The 24603-nt window shown below is 49.6% G+C and carries 23 protein-coding genes and 3 pseudogenes; 8 read left to right on the plus strand and 18 right to left on the minus strand.

Features of this window, described 5'->3' with window-relative positions:
• The first annotated feature begins 1 nt into the window (after position 1).
• Entirely contained in the window at positions 2-784 is a 783-nt protein-coding gene (locus PFH44_RS05505; protein ID WP_283824517.1) for a hypothetical protein, read from the plus strand.
• Here the strand turns inward: PFH44_RS05505 and PFH44_RS05510 are convergent.
• The 3 genes from PFH44_RS05510 to PFH44_RS05520 all read right to left on the minus strand — a co-directional run bounded on the left by PFH44_RS05510 (position 781) and on the right by PFH44_RS05520 (position 2809).
• The gene (locus tag PFH44_RS05510; protein ID WP_283824518.1) at positions 781-1167 is read right to left on the minus strand and encodes an RND transporter; all 387 of its coding nucleotides are present in this window, start codon (positions 1165-1167) and stop codon (positions 781-783) included. The genes PFH44_RS05505 and PFH44_RS05510 overlap by 4 nt on opposite strands.
• A gap of 395 nt (positions 1168-1562) precedes the next feature.
• On the minus strand, positions 1563-1847 hold the full coding sequence (locus PFH44_RS05515; protein WP_283824519.1) for a hypothetical protein: 285 nt from the start codon (positions 1845-1847) through the stop codon (positions 1563-1565).
• Positions 1848-1849: 2 nt separating this feature from the next.
• Entirely contained in the window at positions 1850-2809 is a 960-nt protein-coding gene (locus PFH44_RS05520; protein ID WP_283824520.1) for a DUF2971 domain-containing protein, read from the minus strand.
• A gap of 350 nt (positions 2810-3159) precedes the next feature.
• Between PFH44_RS05520 and PFH44_RS05525 the strand changes: the two are divergent.
• Positions 3160-3315 (plus strand): annotated as a pseudogene (locus PFH44_RS05525) (helix-turn-helix domain-containing protein); the annotation flags it as partial.
• Positions 3316-3434: 119 nt separating this feature from the next.
• A complete protein-coding gene (locus PFH44_RS05530) occupies positions 3435-3671 on the plus strand; it encodes a hypothetical protein (RefSeq protein WP_463671536.1) in 237 nt (78 codons plus the stop codon).
• An 85-nt stretch (positions 3672-3756) separates the two neighbouring features.
• Here the strand turns inward: PFH44_RS05530 and PFH44_RS05535 are convergent, their stop codons facing one another.
• Complete coding sequence (locus tag PFH44_RS05535) at positions 3757-5388, minus strand: hypothetical protein (RefSeq protein WP_283824521.1); 1632 nt, start codon at positions 5386-5388, stop codon at positions 3757-3759.
• Positions 5389-5876: 488 nt separating this feature from the next.
• On the opposite strand from PFH44_RS05535, the gene PFH44_RS05540 reads away from it, so the two are divergent.
• Together PFH44_RS05540 and PFH44_RS05545 are read left to right on the plus strand one after the other, a co-directional pair.
• Entirely contained in the window at positions 5877-6296 is a 420-nt protein-coding gene (locus tag PFH44_RS05540; RefSeq protein ID WP_283824522.1) for a translesion error-prone DNA polymerase V autoproteolytic subunit, read from the plus strand.
• 1 nt (position 6297) lies between these two features.
• Positions 6298-7563 (plus strand): Y-family DNA polymerase, encoded by a 1266-nt coding sequence (locus PFH44_RS05545; protein WP_283824523.1) that lies wholly within the window; start codon positions 6298-6300, stop codon positions 7561-7563.
• A 99-nt stretch (positions 7564-7662) separates the two neighbouring features.
• Here the strand turns inward: PFH44_RS05545 and PFH44_RS05550 are convergent, their stop codons facing one another.
• The 3 genes and pseudogenes from PFH44_RS05550 to PFH44_RS05560 all read right to left on the minus strand — a co-directional run bounded on the left by PFH44_RS05550 (position 7663) and on the right by PFH44_RS05560 (position 9355).
• Entirely contained in the window at positions 7663-8322 is a 660-nt protein-coding gene (locus PFH44_RS05550) for a hypothetical protein (protein WP_283824524.1), read from the minus strand.
• Positions 8323-8373: 51 nt separating this feature from the next.
• Positions 8374-8709 (minus strand): annotated as a pseudogene (locus PFH44_RS05555) (SOS response-associated peptidase family protein); the annotation flags it as partial.
• Positions 8710-8815: 106 nt separating this feature from the next.
• Positions 8816-9355, minus strand: a complete 540-nt coding sequence (locus PFH44_RS05560; RefSeq protein WP_283824525.1) for a tyrosine-type recombinase/integrase — start codon at positions 9353-9355, stop codon at positions 8816-8818.
• Between PFH44_RS05560 and PFH44_RS05565 the strand changes: the two genes are divergently transcribed.
• A complete protein-coding gene (locus PFH44_RS05565) occupies positions 9349-9648 on the plus strand; it encodes a hypothetical protein (protein ID WP_283824526.1) in 300 nt (99 codons plus the stop codon). The genes PFH44_RS05560 and PFH44_RS05565 overlap by 7 nt on opposite strands.
• Before the next feature lie 111 nt (positions 9649-9759).
• Here the strand turns inward: PFH44_RS05565 and PFH44_RS05570 are convergent, their stop codons facing one another.
• Positions 9760-11019 (minus strand): PIN-like domain-containing protein, encoded by a 1260-nt coding sequence (locus tag PFH44_RS05570; protein ID WP_283824527.1) that lies wholly within the window; start codon positions 11017-11019, stop codon positions 9760-9762.
• A gap of 838 nt (positions 11020-11857) precedes the next feature.
• Positions 11858-12189 (minus strand): annotated as a pseudogene (locus PFH44_RS05575) (SOS response-associated peptidase family protein); the annotation flags it as partial.
• Here PFH44_RS05575 and PFH44_RS05580 point away from each other — a divergent pair.
• Entirely contained in the window at positions 12188-12409 is a 222-nt protein-coding gene (locus PFH44_RS05580; protein ID WP_283824528.1) for a hypothetical protein, read from the plus strand. The pseudogene PFH44_RS05575 and the gene PFH44_RS05580 sit on opposite strands and share 2 nt — an antisense overlap.
• A 383-nt stretch (positions 12410-12792) precedes the next feature.
• On the opposite strand, the gene uspF is transcribed toward PFH44_RS05580, so the two are convergent.
• The 9 genes from uspF to PFH44_RS05625 form a co-directional block, all read right to left on the minus strand.
• Positions 12793-13227, minus strand: coding sequence for a universal stress protein UspF (gene uspF / locus PFH44_RS05585; RefSeq protein ID WP_045855116.1), 435 nt, complete (start codon positions 13225-13227; stop codon positions 12793-12795).
• Positions 13228-13308: 81 nt separating this feature from the next.
• A complete protein-coding gene (locus PFH44_RS05590) occupies positions 13309-13521 on the minus strand; it encodes a KTSC domain-containing protein (RefSeq protein ID WP_045855117.1) in 213 nt (70 codons plus the stop codon).
• A gap of 58 nt (positions 13522-13579) precedes the next feature.
• Positions 13580-13894 (minus strand): porin, encoded by a 315-nt coding sequence (locus PFH44_RS05595; protein ID WP_283824529.1) that lies wholly within the window; start codon positions 13892-13894, stop codon positions 13580-13582.
• Positions 13791-14045: a porin gene (locus tag PFH44_RS05600; RefSeq protein ID WP_283824530.1), complete on the minus strand. Its 255-nt coding sequence runs from the start codon at positions 14043-14045 to the stop codon at positions 13791-13793. Before PFH44_RS05600 ends, PFH44_RS05595 begins: the two co-directional genes overlap by 104 nt.
• Before the next feature lie 430 nt (positions 14046-14475).
• Complete coding sequence (gene nifJ / locus PFH44_RS05605; RefSeq protein ID WP_283824531.1) at positions 14476-18003, minus strand: pyruvate:ferredoxin (flavodoxin) oxidoreductase; 3528 nt, start codon at positions 18001-18003, stop codon at positions 14476-14478.
• 252 nt (positions 18004-18255) lie between these two features.
• Complete coding sequence (locus tag PFH44_RS05610; RefSeq protein ID WP_283824532.1) at positions 18256-19815, minus strand: carbohydrate porin; 1560 nt, start codon at positions 19813-19815, stop codon at positions 18256-18258.
• Between the two features lie 124 nt (positions 19816-19939).
• Positions 19940-21337 carry a PTS transporter subunit EIIC gene (locus PFH44_RS05615; RefSeq protein WP_283824533.1) on the minus strand — a complete coding sequence of 466 codons (1398 nt, stop codon included), beginning with the start codon at positions 21335-21337 and terminating at the stop codon, positions 19940-19942.
• Positions 21324-23009, minus strand: coding sequence for an alpha-glucosidase (locus PFH44_RS05620; protein WP_283824534.1), 1686 nt, complete (start codon positions 23007-23009; stop codon positions 21324-21326). The genes PFH44_RS05615 and PFH44_RS05620 overlap by 14 nt, the downstream gene beginning before the upstream one ends.
• Before the next feature lie 45 nt (positions 23010-23054).
• Positions 23055-24053, minus strand: a complete 999-nt coding sequence (locus PFH44_RS05625) for a LacI family DNA-binding transcriptional regulator (RefSeq protein WP_283824535.1) — start codon at positions 24051-24053, stop codon at positions 23055-23057.
• A gap of 300 nt (positions 24054-24353) precedes the next feature.
• On the opposite strand from PFH44_RS05625, the gene PFH44_RS05630 reads away from it, so the two are divergent.
• Positions 24354-24603 (plus strand): putative hemolysin (locus PFH44_RS05630; protein ID WP_283824536.1); only part of this gene is annotated, 250 nt, incomplete at its 3' end.

The raw sequence follows: 24603 nt of genomic DNA on the forward strand, positions 1-24603 counted from the left end.
AATGACCACGATTATTCGAAATAAAGACGTTGTTATTCAGAATCCGCAGCTGAAGCCAATTTATACTCCGTTTGTCGCCGAGGCCGGATTGTTAGCCGCATGGCGATTCGGTGACGGGTTGTCAGATCTGAGCGGAAACGGGCATACCCTGTCTGCCGTTGGAGCACCGACGCGCGGTAATTACTACATCACTGGCGACAAAAACAACGGCTACCTGACCTCCGTTCCTGATGGGTTACAGCGAACACTGGTTGCGGTCTGGCGAAATAATAAGACAACAGCAACATTTGGTTATCCGGTTGGGAACCTGTCTCAAAGCGCCACTATCACCGGCGTAGGTGTGGGTTTATTCAGCAGCTCTGCGTCGACATTAAATCGAAACAGTGGTGGAGTCGGTAATGCGTTAAAAACTGATGCGCTACTTGCCCGTGCACCGGGGCCTGATGAATCATATGACAGCCGGGTTAAATTCCGCTTTGCGGCGCTTTCTGTCGACGGTGCGGGTAATGCTGCGAATTTATACCTGCCAGCAGCAAACTCGTCTCTAATCCCTGCTACGTTAACGTCAGGTGCGAACCTGGCGAACCGCAGCATCCTGGAGGGTGGACTCAGTAGTTTTTACAGGTTGATTAACTGGCGGGACCCTTCAACGCCTGATTCCGCGGAGACGGCGCTTGATGTTGCTGAAGTGCTGATTTTCGATCGTCCTCTGGACCTCGCCGCGCTGCAGCGAACCTACCAGCGTTCTCAGAATTATATTTCCGGGTATGGTCAAACCATTTAATTGAGCATATCCATACTTGATGTTGCAGCCCCATCACCGCTCAGGTTAGACGGCTTATTCCAGCTCGGACCGATGAGCGGGTCGTCTTTCCTGTCTACCTTAGAGTTCAGTGTATTGCTCATAGTATCGGTTGGGTTGGATGGGTCTGAACCCGACAACATCTGGTCATTGCCATCCTCAGTGGGGCTGCTGCTGGACAGTGTGCCGTTATCCGAATAGGTTTCCTGCCCATCAACTTCATTCGGGATGCTGTCTGACGTGGTCCCGTCATCATTTATGCAAAATGACCCGCCAAGGCCATTAGGCTGGCATTCTGCTGCATAAGCGGATTGAAACCCTATCACAAGCAAGCTTGCACCTAAAATAAACTCTTTGTAATTCATTTAGATACCTAAGGCATGAACGGTAAGATTTCATTAACTATATGATTTTTCGGCCATCAACATGATTAATTTATGTGAGCATTTGTAATTGGAGTCTACTGATGGTACGCAACCGAAGGGGCTGGTTTATCTGGATGGAGTTCTTGCCTATGAGGGCGTATGGACGGGAAAATGGCATCGGCTCAAACTTGGCGGACACTACGCCCTTTGCAGGACTGTTTTACGGGGAGCGAATTTACGATCTGACGCTGGTCAGCAAAACTGCGATTGCAGGTTATTGCGGAGGAGATGGTAGCAGTAAAGGTAGGTTTAGTTAAAAATATCCTCCCGAGGTTCTTCGGGGGGATATCTGATAACGAAATACAGCCAGCCCTTATAACATGTGTGATTTTGTATTAGTATCCCTTTGTTATTTGTTTGTTTGTTTGTTGGTGTTGGTTGTGAAAGATATTTTTCTCAATAGCATCTGCAGCACGCATTAATTGTTCGCCAATTACTAATGCGAGCGGGGCATCGATGGGGCATATAAACTCTTTACCAGATATCTGTTTAAGTACTAATATAACAGACCCTGAGTTACCATCTTTATTAGGGATGGCGGCTACTCCAAGATTATCAATTGAAAGGACCTCTTTGTTCATTATTTCACTTAGGAATCTCATTTCCTCATTATATTCCATGTTTATATCTCCTCAAGAGTTAGATGATTAATGGTTCGCTTTGTTTTGTAAAAATAAACGTGTTTTAAAGAAGATTTTGATTTAACTAAACTAATTATTTTTTCTATATCGGATTGATTGCATCTAACTCCAAATATTATTCCTTTTAGTATGTTGCTGGGGAAGGGGAATGTATGGATGTCATCCTTCCAATTCCTGTCTTTATTATCAATGACATACTCAACTCGTCGCCATTCATTTTGGGTTTTCCATTCGTCAGTTTTAATAAAGAAACGCTCAGAAGGAAAGCGGAAAGCATAATCTTCTGCAGTCAAGGATCGGTAGGTAATTGGTGCAAAGTAACCAGATGTAGAAATTCTATCTCTGTTGGAAATAAAATACATTGATCGAGTGTTGAGCACCATACAGATGCCTTGATGGTTGTCACCATAACTGGCCCACATCGTCTTACTATTTAAATTTTCTGTCAATGATAGTGCCAAGGGTCTGGATATATTCTCAAAAGTACGCCGGAATTCTTTGTTATAATTATTACTTGTTTTATTTGGGTCAATTATAGCTATGTTATTTTGAATTGTTTCACCAGATTTACGCATTTCCGATCGCATTAATTGTATTTTATCTAAGCGAATTAAATCTTCTTCAGAGTGATGTGTATTGATTAAAAGTGTCGGTCCATCCTCGAACCCAGGAAGTATACTGGATATTTCATCACGGCATGGGGCTTCTTCAAAAATATCATCAAGAACTTCCCGTTGAGAATATCTAAAGCAACTGGTCTCTATGATTTTTATTGCTGAGTCAATAGATGTATATTTATAAAGAAATTGTGGTGGAATTCTTTTGGGCGTGAAAATAATTACTCCTGATAGCGTAAGGTTTGTTGCGTATCTGTCTATGAGTATCTCGACTTTATTTATTAAATCAGAGGCGGGGGGCTGTGTTTTTCTTATCTTGTTCATTACCTATTTCCTTTAATACAATTTATTGGATGTGTATTTATTAGTTTAATATACATCTTCATCCTAAGCTAAATGATCATTTTATTAGCCCGCTGATTAATGTGAAAACCTCTTTTTAATTTAATCAAAGCATTGATTTTTTTTACACGATGATATTCTTTAAATTCTATCCCTATTATAGGATCTTTTTTTCATCCTTACTATGAGTTAATTGATACTTTTTCAAGATTAGGTTTGCCATTAAAGAGTAGCTAAACTGCAGTGAGGTTTGGGAAAGATAAACATTTGTGTTCAGGCACAATACCCTATCTTCAGACGAGCCTTGGTTGGACTAACCGTGGCAAAAGCTGGGGCGTATTGGTGGCCGTAGGCGGGTGATGACGCCGGTAGTTGTCTAGCGGGCACGCAGGATGCTGGAGAATGGTGCTACCCGGCAGCAGGTGGCCGACGTGATCGGGGTAGGGGTGAAGACGATCTACAAATATTTTCCTGCTCATTATCGATAGCCAAATCGATGCATCAATACGTTACGACTGCAATAAAAATTGATAGGCATCACCGATCTTGATCTGTCTTCCCGATGACAACACTGTATGTATAACCAGATAAAGCCAGGGGGCAGATCATGCTCCAGACCAAAATCCGCGAGGCGTTCTGCGCCTCTACCTCTCGTAACCCGAAAGGGTATCAATACCTGCGCATACGGGATTTCGTCTGCGCGCTGCAGGAACGAGGTGTTCACTTTTCTGGGCGCGAGGCCAACCAGTGGATAGAGATCCATCAAACTTACTTTGTCGACAAAACCCCAGACGGCACTGAAAATAGGCTATGGATGCTCAGGAGTATAGAGAGGGTGCTGTGATGGGGTTACCGTCTCCGGCTAACGATTACGCAGAGCAGTAGCTTACAGTAACCCCTTTGAACTATTTTGGTTTAAGAATGTTATATCATGACCCCGTATAAGTTGCTCCATCTACAGGATATGTGATTGAAAGCCGGATATCTGTTGCTGCCTGAATAACAGAACCTGGCATAGCGGAACCACTAAGGTAAAGATTGAGTGTAGTGCCACTAGTAATAGCTGCCGTAATTGGCAACGCAGAGTTACCTGAAACCAGTGCCAGCGCGAATACTCCACAACCTGCCCGTCGACCAAGTGTTATAGCTACCGGCAGGGTGATAGATAAATTACCCTCAGGTTGCGTGATTACAGAGCCAGCAACCAACCAGAGCGACAATTCACACATGCCATTATTGATATAATAGTCACAACCTCGAGACGTATAGGTGATATTCCCTGATGTGTTACTCCCGGTTATGCTAGGGGTAAATGTGCCTCCTCTTGCGCCAACTTGTGGTTTGTTGGTTGAGGTGTATTCTACCTCATCAGAAATGCCTGATGACTGATTTCTATTGTTTACTATGAAAGTTCTTGCCGCGGTACCCTTTACAAGAAAACCATAGGGTTCATTAGGAGTAACACCGTATTTATTATCTTCAACTCTCAATCCATACAGGCCTTGTAATTTTACTGCTCGTAATTGTTTAGGTGATACAATATAGCTATTGCGTATAGTAATGCTATGAGCAGTATTAAGGCTGTTAATTAATTTCTCGTTCTCATCAAATCCCATTGTGCCGGGGGCATCGCAACCGATTAATATGCCAGCTTCGGCATTTAATACCCCGTTTGTTCCATTTCCATTATTATAAATATAACACCCTTCAATAATCACTCCATGGGATGAATTACCTCCACCATTTGTATTTGATGTAATTGCAAGTCCCCACGCGCCATCTTCCGAATGTTCAATATTACATCCAGAAACCATTGAGCCGGCGGGGTTACACATTAGTAAATTTCCTACTAGGCCATGATGGAATGTCGCTCCACCTGTTACGGTAATACCGGTATGGTCATTGGTAAACCCAATGCGGCAACTTACTTCTCCACCATAATATTCCCCGCCAATGATTGAGCAACCCCACGCTCTTTTCGAACCCAACCATAGTCCATATCTTGCGCGAAGAGGATTTCCATCACTATTTTTATTAGTTGAAACTCCTGCCCAAAAGTCACAATTTATTACGAATGTATTGTAGCATCTCGCAATTTTAATTAGTGCATCATTAAAGTATTTTTTACCATCATTTAAATATCTTACTTTCAGATCTTTTAGATAATGTCGCCTTGTTTTTGAACCTGTGGCCTCATTACCCATAACTATCTGTCCGCCAACCATATAGATAGTGCCATTAATAATATTAAAGTTGATATCAAGGTGATGCGTCTCTGAAAGGCTATATGTTTTACCTCTTAAGTCTATAGTGTAAGGCAGATCACTTGATAGAGCGGTGTCATCAAGCCCAGAAAGCACAGCAAACATGGTAGACCATAGCTCATCATCGGAAGGTTCTGCTAGTTCCGAACCAAACATTTCAGGGTAAACTATGCGTCCAAGCGATAGTAATTTATTCACACTAATATTATATGGAGTGTTGACAAGATCACCACCAAGGCCATTAGTGGGGGAATTAAGTTCTTCACGTAAATTGTCATCTGCAGATATATCACTCATTATGCACCTCTCTCGCGTCAGAATTATATTTAGTGAGACTGTTTATACACAGTATCGGGTTGTTTTTTGAGCATGTAATAAATGTGATGGAGATGCAATACGAACAGAATGCTTTGATGTTAGGGGGGATGTAGATTGTCTGCCCTGAAGCTGTCGAATAACATTACGAGAAAGCTGGTTTGTAGATGCGGCCGAAGTAGGGAGGAGGACGTTCTCCGCAAGATTAAGGATGCTTACCTGCGAGCCGTATGCAAGAGCTAGCAGGTAAGCAAGTTGCTAAGGTGGCAGTACCACAGCGAGAAAATTTTATCCCTGCATTGCTGGTAAAGCCATCAATCAGTGAAACACGGAAAAAACTTTAAGACTTACCTTACTCATTACATCAATACGTTACACCTGTAGGAGGAATTGATAGCCTGAACCTATATTGATATGTCGCCAAGATAAATCTACTGTATATAATAACAGTATTTGTTTGGTGCCTTATTATGAAGTTTTTTACGCCTGTTGAGCTACGTCAGATCATCCCACTCCCGTTGTTCAGTGACCCAGTGCAATGCGGATTTCCAAGCCCGGCGCAGGATTATGTTGAACAGCGAATCGACCTCAACGAGCTGTTGATTAACCACCCCAGCGCAACGTATTTCGTTAAGGCGGCCGGAGACAGCATGATCGAGGGCGGTATCAGTGAGGGCGATCTCTTGGTCGTCGATAGCTCTCGTAAAGCAGCTCACGGAGATATCGTTATCGCCGCGGTGGATGGGGAGTTCACTGTCAAAAAGCTGCAACTACGGCCGACGGTGCAGCTTAACCCTATGAACAGCGCTTATTCCCCGATCGTCGTCGGGAGTGAAGACACACTCGATATTTTTGGCGTCGTTACCTACATAATTAAAGCGGCGGGCTGAGATGTTCGCGCTTTGTGATGTGAACTCATTTTATGCGAGCTGCGAGACAGTGTTCCGGCCCGATTTGAAAGGGAGGCCGGTGTTCGTCCTGTCGAATAACGACGGTTGTGTGATTGCACGTTCGGCCGAAGCAAAGCCGTTCGTCAAAATGGGTGAGCCGTACTTCAAACAGAAGGATGTGTTTCGCCGGCAGGGAGTTATCTGCTTTAGCAGCAATTACGAGCTCTACGCGGATATGTCGAATCGCGTTATGACAACGCTGGAGGAGTTATCACCTCGGTGCGAAATTTACAGTATCGATGAGGCCTTTTGCGATTTGAGTGGTGTTCGCAACTGCCGGGACCTTACCGATTTTGGTCGGGAGATACGCGAGACGGTACTGCGCAGAACGCATCTCACAGTAGGTGTAGGAATCGCTCAAACGAAAACCCTCGCGAAGCTGGCCAACCATGCTGCAAAACAATGGCAGCGGCAGACCGGCGGGGTGGTTGACCTGTCCAATATCGAAAAACAGCGTAAGTTGATGGCTGCACTGCCAGTGAATGAGGTTTGGGGCGTAGGGCGCCGCATTAGCAAAAAACTGGAAGCGATGGGCATCAAAACCGTACTGCAGCTGGCTGATACTGATATCCGTTTTATCCGGAAGCATTTTAATGTGGTGCTGGAAAGAACCGTGCGGGAGCTGCGCGGAGAGTCTTGTCTCGGTCTGGAGGAGTTCGCGCCGGTAAAACAGGAAATAGTCTGCAGCCGCTCGTTCGGTGGGCGTATCACGGAATATGATGAGATGCGGCAGGCGATATGTAGTTACGCTTCGCGCGCAGCTGAGAAACTTCGTGGTGAGCACCAGTATTGCCGGTTTATCTCAGTGTTCGTGAAAACCAGCCCGTTTGCTCTGAACGAGCCGTATTACGGCAACAGCGCATCGGTAAAGCTGCTGACCCCGACCCAGGACAGCCGCGATATAATCGCCGCGGCGACCAGGTGCCTGGACGCTGTCTGGAAAGATGGGCATAGATACCAGAAAGCAGGCGTGATGCTGGGGGATTTTTACAGCCAGGGCGTGGCTCAGCTAAATCTATTTGACGATAATGCACCGCGGCAAAACAGCGAAAAACTGATGGAGGTCCTGGATCATCTCAATGCCAAAAATGGAAGAGGGGCGTTGTATTTTGCCGGCCAAGGTATACAGGCAGCCTGGCAGATGAAACGGGAAATGTTATCCCCGCGGTACACGACGAGGTATAGCGATTTGCTGTTTGTAAAATAAAACACTTTAATCAAACATTAGATTGCTATACCCCTGAGTCATTAATATGTGAAGCTAAGTTTTAATAGTAAAAAATTTATTTGTATTCTTCGTGTGTATTTAATTTCTAGCTTTCCTGTACTGGTTTTCCAACCACGAGCCTAATAACTCCACATTATTGACGGCTTCCATTATTTTCTCATGTGATGGTGATATCACAGGGGGGAGTAACCAAGAGTTATTTTCTTGATCAGATACTGAATCAAACTCTGATTCTTGAATGAAATATGGTCTTGATAGTTTTGTTAAATCATTATCTGAATGTTCGATATAGATTGATGTAAGGTGTTCAGGGTGTTGGATACGATTTCGCACAAGGGGTAATTGCTCAATAATTTTAAGATTTGCAGGGCAATCGTCCATGTCCAACTCTAACTCTTTGAAAATTTGAAGGTATCCATTAAGCCACCCATTTTTTTTGAAGTTAACCTCGAATGTCATCCCTTGAAATCTATCTAATCTGTCTACCCATGCTTTTAAAAATAGCTGAAGAGAAGAAGATAGCATTGATATGGCATGATGACCGCAGGTATCTAAACCATATTTGGCATCTAACCATTCAGTTAAGAATGGTGGTTCAGCATCTTCACTGTAAGGAGGAACATAAGGGGGGATCTGGTTAACTATATCATTCATGATCTGAGAAAATGGTGTGGAAGCTGTTTTGTAAAAAAAAGCAATAAACTTAGTACGTTCAAGTAGAAAAAATTCTATGTCCATTTTTATCCCTCAAAAATTACTAATGCAGTGACTTTTTGTTAAAAAGTATTATTACACAATTTCAATAAGGTCAGGACCCTGATTTTTAACATTGCCCACGGCGCGTGAAACAGGATGCCATTTGAAATGATCTGCTGACACTGAACCGTCGGCAGCTATCTCTTCCGCCTTTTTCCCTCCAATATCCTGCCTCATCCATTCTCGAGCTGCTTTTGGTGACAGTACCAGTGGTCGGCGGTCGTGAATATCGACCAGCCCCTGATCGGCTGCAGCGGTTACAATCAAAAATCCTTCAGCTTCGTCGCCGCGCTCAAAAGGCACACTGCCGATAGCCGCCATGAATATGGGCTTACCGTCCTTCCTGTGGATGAAATAGGGCTGTTTTTTCGTGGGTACTGTAAAATCAATAATTTACAATATTTAACAGTGAGTTACATGCTAAGCAACTCTATTCAAACCTCGTGAAAGCTGATTGTTTAGGTCAAAATGTGGATCATTTCATGTCACGCTTTATGAACGGGTTTAGGGTAATGACTTCATTCAAATAGTCGGGGGCCAGGTGAGCGTAAACCATCGTCTGTTTGATTGAAGCATGTCCTAAAAGCTTTTGTAGTGTGATGATATTTCCACCATTCATCGTGAAATGACTTGCGAATGTGTGACGGAGCACGTGTGTGGCCTGGCCTTCGGGAAGATCAAAAAGCCTTTTTAGGGTTGCACGAAAGGTTTCATAGCGTACACCGGGGAAAAGCTTCCCGCTCTTCACTTTATCCGTGATGATTTTGTGAACATCAGGGCCAATCGGGACAGTGCGATCTCTCCCATTTTTTGTATCAGTAAAAGTCACCTTATTTTGTTGAACGCGAGAGATTGTCAGTTGCGCGGCTTCTTCGTATCGTGCGCCGGTAGCAAGCGCTAGAACTGCTAAGCGATAATAAGAATTCTCTAGAGTATTCAGTAAAATATCAATTTGCTCAGATGTGAGAAAAGTTTTTTCTTTGTCGCGGGTGCGAAGGCGTGGGAGATGTGACAATCGGCATTGTTGAGGCGACGGTCGGCGGTGCACTGACTGAGCGTATAACAGGGATCCGTAAAAACGTCGCGGCGGCACATCATATCCTTGCACCCTCGATCGTGATCGGTTCGGAGAGGGTGAACCTCATGCGCCTGTTTATCGATACTTTGGGCGTGCTCGAAGAGCTGGCGAGGCAGACGGCGGAACATACTCATAACAATACGGGTACCCCGACAAACAGCGGGGCGATCAGCGCGACTGCGGCAAAGCCCGCAGCTCTTCGCACGAAGTACAACAACATGATCGGCTAATTACCTTATACTATTCAACCTAACTTGAAAGACAAAATAATATGAGAACTGACGTTGGTTATACACTAAATAACCAACGTCTCATAAAAAAGATTCTATTACATAATTTCGTTAATGTTGTTTATTTTCATTGATTAATTGTTCTAGAGCGTTTTTCTCCTGCAATATACTTATATCACCTGCTAACTCCCTTAGAAAACCATAATACATTTGGAGTTCTTGATTTAATCTGTTTTTCTTTTTTTCAAACTCACTGAAACTTGAATTGTTTGCGATTTTGTTACTGTATGCATTCAACGTAGTTAACTCTTCTTGACGTTTGAGGATTGCATTTTGAATAAGAAGATACTTTGTGTGAAGTTGGTTTTCTAAATGAGTTGAGTCAGAGCTATTCGTAAGTGAATTGTCATCTTTGTTGGATGTAAGAACTTGAGAAATACTGCTGGCATTACTCAATTCAGTAATTGTTTCCTGCTCAATTTGTACGTTAAGATGAGTTTTAGCATGATGAAGGAACGTGTCTAAGTTTTGTAAGATAAATTCTTTCACACCTCGGTTTTTTATTTCTGAGGTAAGGGATTCATTTGGGCCACGAATTTTTCCGTCTAACTTATAGAAAAAATCTGATTTAGCATCATTTGTAACATATACAATATTTATTTCGTCGGAGCTTTGGGCATAATCGAGGATTTGACTCCATACATAATAATCTCCGTATTCCGCATCATACCTTATCCCATTAAAGGCGTAGAAGTTATTCTTTTTATCAGTTGAGTCCTCATAGCCAGGTCCCATTTTGTATTGATATCTAATTTTCCCTTCTTTATTCAACGCTTCAATAATTTTCTGTGATGCGGGGGCAGGACCGATCTTCCCCTCAGTGAGTGAATCTATCTCGTCGCGAATAACATCATGAGAAGTGAAGAAGTCAATTTTCTCATTTCTCACATCAATAGAATCTGAAATGAAGGAATTAATATTGTTATCAATTTTTTCAAATAAATTATCTATTTCATTACGAAGTTTTGAGTATCTTGATATTGTCTGGCTGTGCGTGTTTCCATAAATTTCCTTTTTCAAGTCGTTTATAGTATTCTTAATTTTATTCGGTATAGCATTTAATGAATCTCTACTTCCTTTAATAACACTTAAACGATTACGTTGATATTCTAGACATACATGATGAGGAAACCAACATTTGTCTTTAACTTTCTTCCAAATTTCGAAGAATTGATTGCGGGTTTCTTCCTCACATCTGTATAGAGTTAAAAAAATATTGGTATCAAAAATGAAAATTGTCTTATCAGATTTGAGTACGAGTTCGATTGTCTCCTCGCTATTACCATAAAACCCGCCGAAACCTTCACGCATGATAGTTCTCTTCTCATCAATAAAAAAATCGTCATGCCAAAATTACATTTATTTATTAATTTAGTCTAGAGAAACCTTCTCCTAAGTGTGGGCTAAGGCATTTTTCTACTAGATCATTAACCGTAATATCATACATAGGAGTAGAGCACTGTAACTTTGAGGGGAATACACGGAACGAACGTCTTCACCTGACTAAATGGCGCTACGCCCCCCGCGCCTGCGCTCTTTGCATGTTCAATATTTTGCCAAACTGATTACCCGCCGATCAATAGCCTGAGCCACGCCATTGCTGGGATGTTCGGCGCTATTGGTTTTGGCACAGTACGCCACATTTTGCCGGGTTTTGCCTGGTAATGGCGAAGGGCTGGAGTCTAAGTTTTAATCAACTCATTGTTATTAAATGAATTTATTTCAATTGCGTGAGGTTGCTGGCGGCGTCGCTGGAGATAAGTTTTCTTGAAAGTCGCGCCGTGCGGGCATCTGCAAAAAAATGTCATGGCAATGGCTGGCGGATTTTTTGGGCGCTGTATGCATTCAAATGTGATCGCGTCAGCCGGTGACGGAGGAGAAAAAAAGGGGCATTTTGTCTGCTGGTTGTCTTTTGGGCTGTGGGGGATTAATCTTGTTTGTTAGTTGGAGAGCATCACCGCGTTACCCGGAATACCAACCGGCGAGCACGCATAAACCCGGCCTTTGGTCGGGTTTTTTGTAATTGTTGCATCCCTTTAAATACATCAAAAAATCAAGCTATCCGGTTTTTTGTTGTGGTCATTTCGTGGTCATTTAAAATGAAATAAAAATAAAAAACAAATATATATATGAGTATATTAGAAAGAAGCTGTTTCTTGTCACCTTCACGCTTCCACTCAAACCAGCCATCCGCAAAACAGATCGCCCGGCCATGCTGCCAGACATCCGGCTGGTTGCCGCGGTTTCCACGCGAGCATTGATGAGCGCAGGTTTGTCCCACCACCCGGGTGCGTAGCCCCAATCAACAGGATCGAGGTGTAGTTGTTCGTCGCGCTCGCTCAACAACAGGACTTTGGTGCCTGGCGCAACGTTGTAACGTCCGATCGGTTCGGGGTCAAAGGCGATATCCCGCTTGGCCTCATCAGCCAGATACGCCAGGTACTCTTCTCGCGTTTGTGATTGAGCAAAGCGTCCATACATGATTACCTCCAGTGGTCAAACTGAAAGTATAGGTGTCATGTATGGTACTGATCGAAGGGGTAAGCTTAAAGAAGAGGATAATCATGAAAAAGTGGTGCGCACCGAAATTTACATGATTAACGGGATTGATGATGTCATGGGAGGATATTACCGTAAACGAGCACGTTTTCGTTGTGGAAAGCTGCTCGCAAAAGAGGGGCATATAGGGGGCATTGAATGAAAAAAAGGGCAAAAAAAGGGCAATATTTTTGTAGGATAGCGTAGGTTGCAGTAGTTTGATTGGTGTTGTAAGTGACTGTATTTAAATATAAAATTAATGAATTCAGTGATTTGTGGTTATTTAGATAACTTGTCGATGTTGTACTTTTCTTTCTTACTAATATCTTGATTCTGCAGCATTTAATAATGGCTCAGTTCGTAGTGTGGACACGCATTCTGCCAGCAGCGTTGCTGACGGCGGCAACTTATGGCATCTGACGTCGATGAGTATCAGTCTGTGGCGTGTATGGTACGGATTCGCGCCGGGGATGTCAGCACATTTAAGAGAGTTTAAGCGGCGAAGGATTAAGATAAAAAGCCCGCACCGGCGGCGGGCTGGAGAGGTTAGCGGACAACCAGTACGGAGCACTCTGCGTGACGCACGACGGCCGCGGCGTTAGAGCCAAGCAGGTAGGTCGTAATATCCGGGCGGTGCGAGGCGATGATGACTAAATCTGCCGGCAGCGACTTCGCGAGTCCCAGAATGTTGTCCTTCGGCGAACCTTCGGCAATATGGAAATGCACCCGGTCTTCAGGGATGGCAAACTGCTTCACCACCTCTTTCAGTCGCGTTTCGGAGTCCGCCTTGAACTCATCCATCGGCGGCATCTCTGCGGTATAGGCCATGCCCAGCGAGGCATAATAGGGAAGAGAGGGGATCACGGTCAGAAAGTGGACTTCAGCATCATCAATCCGTGCTTCGGCTTCAACGTGGCTGATAACGCGTTGAGTTAATTCTGTATCAGAAATATCTATGGGTACAAGAATTATTCTGGTCATAAAACCTCCTGTTTAATTAACCTTTAAAAGTGTACGACATTCAGGGGCAATATGTACAATGACCAGGGTCACACTTTGGCTTCAGACCGCGGAACGTTCGGTAAATTTACCTTTGATAACCCCGTCATAAAAACGACCTTTGGAAACGACCTGCAGAAAGTTGTGAAACACCCGCGGCGGAACGTCGCAGTACTGCAGCGTTTTATTGTCACGAAAGCGTATTTCAAGGATGCCGGAGGCTTCGTCGTAGGCGACGGAGCTGATGCGTGATGATTTTACGGGATGATGATGCATGGCTGGCGTCCTTTACGAGCGGTCTTATAAGCAATATATCATCCACTGGACGACTATTTTAACGCAACAGGTATATTGTTTTGATTTGGTTAAAATGTCGGCAGACAGAGGGGCGCAGGCCCGCAGCTCCCAGCGGGCCACGGCGGCAGAACGGGTAGGCCAGGCCTGGCGCCACGACGTCATCGGCGCCGATGCCGTGGTTTGCGTAGCCGCTATGTTCTTCGTCCGGCAGGGTGATTTTGTCATCAGCGTAGGTGGAGATAGTGCGGCTAAAGTAAAAGGTCGCGCCGATATCGGCATATTTCACCAGACCCTTGTCGCCGTCGGCGGTCGGGCGATGAGTCTGCTCGTTGGTGCGCCCGGCACTCGCCAAATTTCAGATCGGCGAATGCCGGACGGGCCCAGGCGTTGTTGGTATCGGATTCGCTATTATTGGCCCGAACGTGATATTTCCACTGGCCGTAGCCGGTCAGCAGATCGCGAATATGAGTTTCGCCTTTGAAGCCGGGACGGATATCGCTCATATCATCAGCAGAATACGTATCATCGGAGAAATAATATAAATTATCGGTTCATGATGGCCAGCGCGTTCTTTCATTTGGAAAATTCTTTGACGTTTTTTTGACTGCCTTCGAAGTCTCTTAATTATTACAGGTGAAGGCTGTTAAAGTAAAATAAATATAAAATGCTTTGCTATAAGTAAAATCTAAAATAAATAACCCGCTGCCGTGATAATAATTTTAGTGAATCTATCAATACAATACATATAAAATAAAAATTATACGGCGGGAAATTAATGGGATATTATTCGCGCGTTATATGCCTTTGTTTATTGTCAGCCGCATTATTGCTGCCGCCGCCCGCGGTCCTCTTACGGGCTATTTAAACGGTAAAATGACAAGCCCGAATATTCATTCGGGCTTTTTTTATGGCAACGCTCAGGCGCGCTACAAACTAGCTTTCGACGGTGGGTTTCTCCGCTTTACCGGCCATCTGCGCAAGGAAGTCATAGCGTTTTTGCAGATCGGCCGTGGCATCCTTCCACAGCTGCTCCGCCACCTCCGGCTGCTGGGCGTTGAGGCGACGGAAGCGCTGTTCGTTGAGCAACGTTTCCGCCAGCGCGTCCGACGGCGGGCGAGAGTCCAGCGCCAGCGGGAGCTTACCTTCATCCGCCCGGCGCGGGTCGAAGCGGTAGAGCGGCCAGAACCCGGTGGCGGTCAGCTGACGCATCTGATCGTGGCTCAGCGCCAGATCGTAGCCGTGCTCTTCGCACGGGCTGTAGGCGATAATCAGCGATGGCCCCGGATAGGCCTCCGCTTCCTGAATCGCTTTCACCGTCTGATTCAGCTGGGCGCCCAGCGAAATCTGCGCCACGTAGACGTGACCGTACATCATCATGCTGACGCCGAGGTCTTTGCGCGATTTACGCTTGCCGTGCTCGCCAAATTTGGTCACCGCGCCGAGCGGCGTGGCCTTCGAAGCCTGGCCGCCGGTGTTGGAGTAGCACTGGGTATCGAGCACCAGGATATTGACGTTTTCGGTCAGGCTCAGCACGTGGTCGAGGCCGCCAAAGCCGATATCGTAGGCCCAGCCGTCGCCGCCGATCAGCCAGATGGATTTTTCCACCAGCGCGTCGGCGTCGGTCAGCAGCTCCTGAGCTCCCTCAGCGCCGGCCAGCGCGCGGCGCAGCTCCGCCACCTGCTCGCGGCGGACGTCCGGGGTGGCCTCGGCGTGCAGAGCATCGTTGAGCTCCGCCGTTATCGCGTCGGCAAACTGCGCCAGCAGGCGCATCACCCGCTGACGATGCTGGTCCACGGAGAGGCGGAAGCCGAGGCCAAACTCGGCGTTATCTTCAAACAAAGAGTTGGCCCACGCCGGGCCGCGCCCGTTGGCGTCGGTGGTATACGGCGTTGACGGCAGGTTACCGCCGTAAATCGACGAGCAGCCGGTGGCGTTGGCGATCAGCATCCGGTCGCCGTACAGCTGGGTTAGCAGCTTGATGTACGGCGTTTCGCCGCAGCCGGAGCAGGCGCCGGAGTACTCAAACAGCGGGCTTATCAGCTGCGAGGTACGAATATCGATGCGTTCCAGCGCGCTGCGGTCGATCTCCGGCAGGCTGAGGAAGAAGTCGTAGTTGACCTTCTCCTCCTCAACGTGCTCAAGGCGCGACATCATATTGATGGCCTTAATCTCCGGGTTCTGCCGGTCTTTGGCCGGGCAAACCTCCACGCACAGATTACAGCCAGTGCAATCTTCCGGCGCCACCTGCAGCACGTATTTTTGGCCGCGCATATCGCGGGATTTTACGTCCAGCGAATGCAGGCTGGCCGGGGCCGCTTCCATCGCTTCAGGAGAGATAACCTTGGCGCGGATCGCCGAGTGCGGGCAGGCTGCGACGCAGTGGTTGCACTGGGTGCACAGCGCCTCTTTCCAGATAGGGATCTCTTCGGCGATATTGCGTTTTTCCCAGCGGGTGGTGCCCATCGGCCAGGTGCCGTCCGGCGGCAGGGCGGAGACCGGCAGCGCATCGCCGAGGCCGGCCAGCATGGCGGCGGGGACGGGTTTGACAAAGTCCGGCGCGGCATCGGAGACCACCGGCGGGCGGTTCGGACTGGCGGCGGTGACCTGCTGCAGCGGCACTTCGGCCAGCGACTCGCGGGCCAGCGCCAGCGCCTGCCAGTTGCGCTCAACCAGCTCCTTGCCCTTGCTGCTGTAGCTTTTGGCAATCGCGCCCTGGAGCTCGGCCAGCGCGCTGTCGCCCGGAAGAATTTGCGTCAGATGGAAGAACGCCATCTGCATCACGGTGTTGATACGCGCGCCGAGACTGCATTCGCGGGCAATTTTGGCGGCGTTGACGATATAAAAGCGCGCCTGCTTCTGGTTGAGCGTCGCCTGCACTTCCTGCGGCAGACGCGACCACGCCTCATCGGCGGCGTACGGCGTATTCAGCAGGAAAATCCCGCCGGGCTTCAGCCGCTCCACCATCTGATACTTGTCGATAAACTGCAGCTGATGGCAGCCGACGAAATCGGCCTGAGAGATAAGATAGGAGGAGCGAATCGGCTTCTCGCTGACGCGCAGGTGCGAAACGGTGAGTCCGCCGGCCTTTTTCGAATCGTAGACGAAGTAGCCCTGCGAGAACCACGGCGTCGAGTTGCCGATGATTTTGATGTTGTTCTTGGTCGCCGACACGCTGCCGTCGCTGCCCAGGCCGTAGAACAGGGCCTCCAGCTTCGCCTCCGACGGCAGGGTGTTTTCCCCCAGCGGCAGAGAGAGGTTGGTGACGTCGTCATAGATACCGACGGTGAAGCGGGGCTTCGGTTTCGCCGCGCTCAGCTCGTTGAATACCGCCAGCACACACTCCGGGCCGAACTCTTTTGACGACAGGCCGTAGCGGCCGCCGATGGTGCGCGGCAGCGTTTCGCGTTCACCGCGGTTAAACGCCTCCGCCAGCGCGGTCATCACGTCGAGGTACAGCGGCTCCGCGTGGGCGCCGGGCTCTTTGGTGCGGTCCAGCACGGCGACGGCGCGCGCGCTTTCCGGCAGCGCTTCCAGCAGGTGAGCGGCGGAGAAGGGGCGATAAAGCCGCACTTTTAGCACGCCGACCTTCTCGCCGCGGCTGAGCAGCTCATCCACCACTTCTTCGCAGGTGCCGATGGCGGAACCCATCACCACAATCACCCGTTCGGCCTGGGGATGGCCGTAGAATTCGAACGGTTTATAGCGACGGCCGGTGGCGGCAGCGAAATCGTCCATCGCCGTTTCGACATGGTCGTAGACCGCGTCGTACCACGGGTTGGTGGCCTCACGGGACTGGAAATAGGTGTCCGGGTTAGCCGAGGTTCCGCGAATTACCGGATGTTCGGGATTCAGCGCGCGCAGGCGATGGGCGTCGATCTCAGCCTGCGGCAGCAGGCTGCGGAGGGTGTCATCCGCCAGCGGCGCGATTTTGTTGATTTCGTGCGAGGTGCGGAAGCCGTCAAAGAAATGGATAAACGGCACCCGGCTTTTGAGGGTCGCAATATGCGAAATCAGGGCGAAATCCTGCGCCTCCTGGACGTTGCTGGCGCAGAGCATCGCGCAGCCGGTCTGGCGCACGGCCATCACGTCGGAGTGATCGCCGAAAATAGAGAGCGCGTGGGTCGCGACGGTACGCGCGGCGACGTGCAGGACAAACGGCATCAGCTGACCGGCCAGCTTGTACAGCGTCGGGATCATCAGCAGCAGACCCTGCGAGGAGGTGAAGGAGGTCGAAAGGGCCCCGGTTTGCAGCGCCCCGTGCACGGCGCCGATAGCCCCGGCTTCCGACTGCATTTCGACCACCCGGGGCACGTCGCCCCAGATATTTTTGAGCCCGTTACCCGCCCAGGCGTCCGCCTGCTCGGCCATCGTTGAGCTGGGGGTAATGGGGTAGATGGCGATAACTTCACTGGTGCGAAACGCGACAGAAGCGGCCGCGCCATTACCGTCGATAGTAATCATAAAAAGAGACCCTAACATTGCGCAAACAAAAAGAAGGGACCCGCAAAACGGCGGCGGATCCTGTAATTATATGGAGTGAGTATAGGGGCTTTCGCTATGCCCTTGAAGTTGTGCGGCTTTCGAGTGCACAAATTGATCCATGAGGTTCTCCCTGCCTGCGCGCCGGGCGAGGAGAACCTGTGGCTGCTATCTTGCTGATTACTATGCCGTTAGTCTGAACGTTGCGGGCGCTTTGGCAACAAAGCGCTGCGCTTAAAACCAGGTCTCGAGCTGGGCGCCGAAGATCAGCGTGCCTCCGCTGTGGTAGCCGGCGCTGCCAAAGGTGTCGGTGGTGGAGTAGCTATCCAGGGCTTTGTCCCAGTTCATCCAGGTGGCGAAGAAGCGAATTTCCGGGCGCTCGAAAAAGTCGGTCACGTTGTGCATTTTAAAGGTCGGAGCAAAGGTCAGCTTGTAGTAGCTTCCGCGGGCGGGTCGGTTGCCGTTAAAGCCTCTGGGGTCGATATCCATATACTGGTAGCTGGCCTCATACTGCAGGGCAAAGTTCTGATTGAGCTCCTGGATAACCCTGGCGTTGAGGGTGACCCAGTCGTAGCGATCGCCGTCCAGGTAGCGGCTATTGCTGCTCTGGGCGACGATGAGCGGCGCCAGGCTAAGCCGGTCGGTCAGGGAGGTGATGCCGTAGGAGGAGAATTTAACGGTCCAGGCGTCATCGATCAGATAGCCGTCCGACCCCGGGCCGCGCACTTCCGCCCCCAGAGCCTGGCCATACAGCAGCACCGTTTTGGACAGTCCGGGCAGGAGCCCATAGAAAGTGTCGCCATGATAGGCCAGCATGGTGTTGAAGCCTTTGGACGCCGCCTTATCCGTCGCCAGGCCGTCATTAATACGCTTATCGTTATCCTTAGAGTAGAGGCCGTTAACCATCCACTGCCACGGGCCCAATTTATTATTGAGCGACAGGGTATAGTTCTGAATATAGGTATTGGCGGCTCCGGTCATGTTGTTATATTCAACGTTCGCCATGTCATCAATATCATTAAAGTTACGCCCGTAAATCGCCAGATTGGTTTTGACGTCGCCGGCCAGGTTAACGTCGTAAATACCGGCCCCGGTACCGATTAAATTCATCATGTCGGAGTCGAGCCAGTGAATATCGAAGTTATCGCGATCCTCGCGCTTACCTGCCCACAGGGTTGCGTGCTTGAACGCCCCGGAAAAGGATGGAAGGTCGCTCATTTCGGCAAACGCCTGACGCAGGTTCATTTGGCCGTTAAAGGCGCTGTCGGTATTATAGGTTTTATCCCATTCGGCAATTTTCATGTAATAACGCAGCTTAGCGTTATTATCATAGCGACGCAGATAGTTAATATCGGCGGTGACGTAGGTGTCTGATTCATTGCCGAGACGGCCGACGCTGCCGCCGGTGCTTCCGGCGGGCGTCAGGGAAGGACCGACGGTGCTGGTAGCCCCTTGCTTTCCGGTGAGGATCCCGGTGCGGGCATAGCCGCCGATTTTAATTTCAGCCGGGTCCTGGTTAAGCGATTTATTTTTTATTGAAGCAATATCGCGATCCGTTTTTTGCTCAACGGCCAGCAGGCGCTGCCGGGCCTGGCTGGCATTATTCTCGGCGGCGGCGGCTCTCTTTTCCGCATTATCAATCTTTTGTTCAGCGTAGCGTAAATCTATTTTTGACTGTTTTAATTCAGCCTCAAGTTTTTCCAGACGGGCGTTGATGTCATTAAGCGTAATATCGGCGGCGTGCGCGGATAACGGCAGCGCCAGCGCGCAGAGCGTAAGGGTATAGATTTTCATTATTAATACCTGTGCAGAGAATTCCCGCGCTGCGGGCATAGGCAAGCCTGCAGCACGGAAGAGTGTGCCAGCAAAAATTATGTTGCTGTGATTAAGCCGTCAGGTGGCGGCTAGCTGCGGGTTATCATTTTTTGGCCACGGGTTTATTGGTATTAACAAAAAGAGTCGTGGCAATAAAGGCAAAAATAAATACCGCGATGCCGACGGTGATATAGCTAATAAACTGGTAGCGGTCGTAGAGGTACATCAGCGGAGAGAGCAGTACCGCCAGGCCGTAAGAGTTAGCCTTGATCGCCATCAGCGAGAGCACCATGCCGCCCAGCGCGGAGCTGGTGAGCATCACGATAATGGCCCGGATCCCCGACTGCATCACAATCCCGAACAGGGCCGGCTCTGAGACCCCCAGCAGCTGCGTTATAGTGGCGGAGATGCCGGCGGTCTTAAAGGCCAGGTTCTTTGATTTCAGCGAAATAGCCACGCACACGGCGGCGTTGGCAAAACCGTACATCGCGCAGACCGTAATCAGCGGATTAAAGCCGGTGCCGGCAATCAGCGACGTTTCAATCATGATGAACATATGGTGCATCCCGGTCATCACGGCGATGGGATAAATAAAACCGATCAGCAGGCCGCCAATTCCAGCCGGCAGGGCGAGGAACTGCCCAATCGCCATCACCGCATAATGTTCGAATCCGTGCACCAGCGGGCCTAATACCAGCAGGGCAATGGCGAGTGCAATCAGGATGACGATAAAGGGCGTGAAAATAAGATCCATCGAGTTCGGCATGACTCTGCGGAAATAGATCTCGAGCTTCGCGCCGATAATACCGGTAATGAGCGCGGTGAGGATCGAACCCTGATAGCCGACCAGCGGAATAAAGCTAAATATATATATCGGCGCGGCGTGGCCATATGCCACATCGTAAGCGTTGGGCAGCGCCGGTGAAACCAGCATCAGGCCAATTAAAAAGCCGATAATCGGCGTGCCGCCAAACTTTTTAAATGACGACCAGCAGATAAACGCCGCGAGGAAGGCAAAGGCGGTATCGCAAAGGACGGTGGTTAACGTCTGCAGGTAAACCGGGATATCCTGCACGTTGCTGCCAAACCAGCCCAGTACCGTATCGTTAAAAATTACCCCCTTCAGGCCGAGAAACAGGCCGGTGGCGCCGAGCACCGGGACGATCGGCACGAACACGTCTGAGAGGTTTCTGATGCCCCGCTGCAGCCTGCCCGTGCTCTGCCGGCTCATCTCGTCTTTGCTGACTTCGGCCACCTGGAACTCTTCCACAAACGCCTGGTAAACCTTGTTGACGATACCGGTGCCGAGAATGATCTGATACTGACCTGAATTATAAAACACGCCTTTCACTTCGCCGATCTGGCGAATTTTTTCGTCATCAATGGCTCCGCGATCCTTCACCTGTAAGCGCAAACGCGTCGCGCAATGGGTGGCCGATGCAATGTTGTCCTTGCCAATCGTATTAACAATATCAACGGCGATATTTTTATATTTGTTCATTTTTAACGCATCCCTTAATGAGAATGGTCTGGTAGGGTTTGAGGGTAGAAGTCACGTTGGTGTAATTACTGAGCACGATTTCCCCGTCAGGCAGGGTAAACGGCTGCTCTGTGGCGCTGAGGTTGGTGATGGAAATAAGGCGCTCGGTTGCCGAGTTTCTTGCATAGGCGATAACGTTCCCGGCTGCCTCCTCCAGCGGGGTGAAGGTGCCGTAAATCAGCGTTTCAGGGAAGTCGATATTTCTCAGGGCAATCATCTTTCTGTAGAAAGAGAATACCGAGTCGGCTTGCGCCAGCTGGCTTTGCGCGTTCAGCGACGTATCGTCAGTGGACAGCGCCAGCCACGGCGTAGCGCCGTTGTTAAAGCCCGCATTGACGCCGTCGGACCACGGGAACGGCGTGCGCGAATTATCTCTTGAGCGGCGGTTAACAAAGCCCATGGCCTCCTCGGCGCTAAAGCCTTCCGCCAGCGAGCGGTAGTAATTATCGAGGCTTGAGATATCGTTAAATTCGCTAATCTCGCTGCGGCAGAAGTTCTTCATCCCCAGCTCCTGTCCCTGATAGATAAACGGCGTGCCGCGCATGAAAAAGTACATGGCCGCGAGGGCCGTGGCGCCGATCTCGTTCTGATAGTCAGCGTCGCGCACCAGTTTCGACAGGGCGCGAGGCTGGTCGTGATTCTCAATAAAAGTGGTACCCCATCCCGCCCGGGCGAAGGCCAGCTGGCTGGCAAACAGGGTTTCCCTGAACGCCTTGACGCTCCAGTCGCATTCCCGGAACCACTCTGAACCATTTTCAACGTCGATATCGGCGGCGTGGAAGTCAAATATCATGTCGAAATAGCCTTCCGGGCCGATAAAGCGCTCATACTCTTCCAGCGGAACGCCGGGGGCTTCACCGACGGTCACGCAGCTGAATTTGTTAAAGGTCCTTTGCTTCAGTTCGTTGAGGAAAAGCTCAATCCCCGGCCGGTTGCGGGCCTTGCTTTTGACGGAGGCCAGGCCGTCGATACCGTCTGGCGGCAGCGGGCTGAAGTCCTGATCCTTTTTGATAAAGGTAATGGCGTCGATGCGGAACCCGGCGATCCCTTTAGCCAGCCACCAGTTAATCATTGCGTAAATTTCTTCGCGCAGCGCCGGGTTTTCCCAGTTCAGGTCGGGCTGTTTTTTATGGAACACGTGGAGATAGTAAGTCTCTTCGCCGGGCACTTTTTCCCACACGCTGCCGCCGAAAATAGAGCGCCAGTTGTTGGGAGTCGTGCCGTTAACCGCCGGTTTAAAAATATAGTAATCGCGGTAGCGGGAGTCCGGGTTCGCCAGCGCCTGGCGGAACCAGCGGTGCTCGTCGCTGGTATGATTGACCACCAGATCGATCATCACCTTTATCCCCATCTCGCCGGCCTGCGCTATCAGGTCGTCCACGTCCCGCATATCGCCAAAATCAGGATTCACCGCGAAGTAATCGGCGATGTCATAGCCGTTATCCGCCATCGGCGACTGGTAAAACGGTGACACCCAGATGAGGGTAATTCCCAGGGTCTTGAGATAGGGGAGTTTCGCAATGATGCCGCGAATATCGCCGGTCCCGTCGTTGTTGCTGTCATAAAAGCTCTTCGGGTAAATCTGATAGACGACGGATTCCTTCCACCATGCGCGCTGCTGGGGTGTGTTCATCACTTCTCCTTGATATGATATCGATACCATATTGAAATAAAAAAATTAAGCGGACGCTCTGATAATCAATTCAGAGTGCAAATCCTGCTCGTCGTACTGATAGCGGGTGCCGCTGATGAGCGCGAGCAGGCGTTCTACGGAAATTCTGCCCAGCTGCTCAATCGGCTGGCTGACGGTGGTGAGAGGGATGTTGATCATCTCCGCCACCGGCAAATTATCGAAGCCCACCACCGCAAGATCTGCCGGTACGCTCAAGCCGCCGGCGGTAAGGCCGGCAATCAGGCCGCAGGCGACCTCATCGCTGCCGGCAAAAATCGCGTCTGGGCGCTCGCTGGCGGCCATCTGCAGCATCTTGGCGGCGAGACCTTGTCCGTCTTTATAGGTATGCATCTGGCGGAAAATCAGCGCGGGATTGATATCCAGCTTGCCGGCCTGCATGGCGTCGATAAAGCCCTGGTTTCTGCGGCTGCCGTGGCCTTTCTGCTCGAAGGTGCCGCCAGTTGAGTAGGCGATATTTTTATAGCCCTTGCCGATCAAGTAGGTCACGGCGCCATAGGTCGCCCGGCGATCGTCCACTTTAACCACCGGCAGGCTGGTGGCCTCGAGGCTGGTATTACACAGCAGGATCGGGCCGTATTGCTGGTATTTCTCCAGCACGTTCTTATTGCTCTCTACCGCGCATAAAATCAGGCCATCGATGATTTTTTTCTTCAGCAGGTCGAGGCAGTTCTTCTCCTCCCCGGCGCTGTCGTGGTTTTGCACGATCAGCACCGAGTAGCCATTTTTGCGCGCGGTGACTTCCAGGGCATCGACCAGGCTTGCGAAGAAGGGGTTGGTAATGCGCGAGATAAGCACCCCAATACGGTGCGTTTTGACGCCGCGCATCTGCTGGGCAACGGTGCTTGGCTCGTAATCGAGCGCCTGCATCGCCGCCAGAATCTTCTCTTTTTTATCATCAGAGATATAGGGATGATTATTCAGGAAGCGGGAGACCGTGGTGACGGAAAGCCCGGCTTTTTCTGCTACGTCTTTTATGGTGGCCATAGAATTTTTATGAAAACGATATCATAGGTCGGTAAGCTATTTTCAGCCGCCGCTTAAGTCAACCGGCATGTTTTAAAATATGATCGATCTCACAACAATTTTATCCGCCGGGAGCCCCTGCGGTTATTCATCTGCGGGGGAGAGAGGGAATACCTTGCGAGAATCGCCAATCCGGCGGGAAATTTGCTAGAAAATGTTAATGGAGCGCATAAATAGCGGTTTCGCCTCTCGACGTCGGGCGCCGGGCTGCCTATTATTCTTGGGTTTGTTTATTTTAAGATGTTTCCGAGGGGAGAGACGATGCGAGCTGCGTTTTTAGTTGGGTGTGCCGCGTTATTACTGTCGGCCTGCAGTAGTGAACCCGTTCAGCAGGCGACGGCGGCCCACGTATCACCGGGCATGCGCGCTGCGATGAGCAGCACCGGGCAGGCAAACTGCGCGATGATCGGCGGCTCGCTGTCGGTGGCGCGTCAGCTGGACGGCTCGGCGATAGGGATGTGCGCGCTGCCTAACGGTAAGCGCTGCAGCGAGCAGGCTCTGGCCGGCGGCA

The sequence above is a fragment of the Klebsiella sp. Ech2A genome, from assembly GCF_030078455.1.
In the GTDB taxonomy this organism is placed as follows: domain Bacteria; phylum Pseudomonadota; class Gammaproteobacteria; order Enterobacterales; family Enterobacteriaceae; genus Klebsiella; species Klebsiella terrigena.

Bases quoted from the DNA above. Each gene is read 5' to 3' on its own strand.
- PFH44_RS05615 (WP_283824533.1), bottom strand. From the start codon at position 21,337: ATGAACAAATATAAAAATATCGCCGTTGATATTGTTAATACGATTGGC.
- PFH44_RS05535 (WP_283824521.1), bottom strand. From the start codon at position 5,388: ATGAGTGATATATCTGCAGATGACAATTTACGTGAAGAACTTAATTCC.
- PFH44_RS05510 (WP_283824518.1), bottom strand. From the start codon at position 1,167: ATGAATTACAAAGAGTTTATTTTAGGTGCAAGCTTGCTTGTGATAGGG.
- PFH44_RS05570 (WP_283824527.1), bottom strand. From the start codon at position 11,019: ATGCGTGAAGGTTTCGGCGGGTTTTATGGTAATAGCGAGGAGACAATC.
- PFH44_RS05610 (WP_283824532.1), bottom strand. From the start codon at position 19,815: ATGAAAATCTATACCCTTACGCTCTGCGCGCTGGCGCTGCCGTTATCC.
- PFH44_RS05505 (WP_283824517.1), top strand. From the start codon at position 2: ATGACCACGATTATTCGAAATAAAGACGTTGTTATTCAGAATCCGCAG.
- PFH44_RS05545 (WP_283824523.1), top strand. From the start codon at position 6,298: ATGTTCGCGCTTTGTGATGTGAACTCATTTTATGCGAGCTGCGAGACA.
- PFH44_RS05520 (WP_283824520.1), bottom strand. From the start codon at position 2,809: ATGAACAAGATAAGAAAAACACAGCCCCCCGCCTCTGATTTAATAAAT.
- PFH44_RS05625 (WP_283824535.1), bottom strand. From the start codon at position 24,053: ATGGCCACCATAAAAGACGTAGCAGAAAAAGCCGGGCTTTCCGTCACC.
- PFH44_RS05550 (WP_283824524.1), bottom strand. From the start codon at position 8,322: ATGGACATAGAATTTTTTCTACTTGAACGTACTAAGTTTATTGCTTTT.
- nifJ (WP_283824531.1), bottom strand. From the start codon at position 18,003: ATGATTACTATCGACGGTAATGGCGCGGCCGCTTCTGTCGCGTTTCGC.
- PFH44_RS05590 (WP_045855117.1), bottom strand. From the start codon at position 13,521: ATGCATCATCATCCCGTAAAATCATCACGCATCAGCTCCGTCGCCTAC.
- PFH44_RS05620 (WP_283824534.1), bottom strand. From the start codon at position 23,009: ATGAACACACCCCAGCAGCGCGCATGGTGGAAGGAATCCGTCGTCTAT.
- PFH44_RS05600 (WP_283824530.1), bottom strand. From the start codon at position 14,045: ATGAGCGATATCCGTCCCGGCTTCAAAGGCGAAACTCATATTCGCGAT.
- PFH44_RS05515 (WP_283824519.1), bottom strand. From the start codon at position 1,847: ATGGAATATAATGAGGAAATGAGATTCCTAAGTGAAATAATGAACAAA.
- PFH44_RS05540 (WP_283824522.1), top strand. From the start codon at position 5,877: ATGAAGTTTTTTACGCCTGTTGAGCTACGTCAGATCATCCCACTCCCG.
- PFH44_RS05580 (WP_283824528.1), top strand. From the start codon at position 12,188: ATGATTACCTCCAGTGGTCAAACTGAAAGTATAGGTGTCATGTATGGT.
- uspF (WP_045855116.1), bottom strand. From the start codon at position 13,227: ATGACCAGAATAATTCTTGTACCCATAGATATTTCTGATACAGAATTA.
- PFH44_RS05530 (WP_463671536.1), top strand. From the start codon at position 3,435: ATGCTCCAGACCAAAATCCGCGAGGCGTTCTGCGCCTCTACCTCTCGT.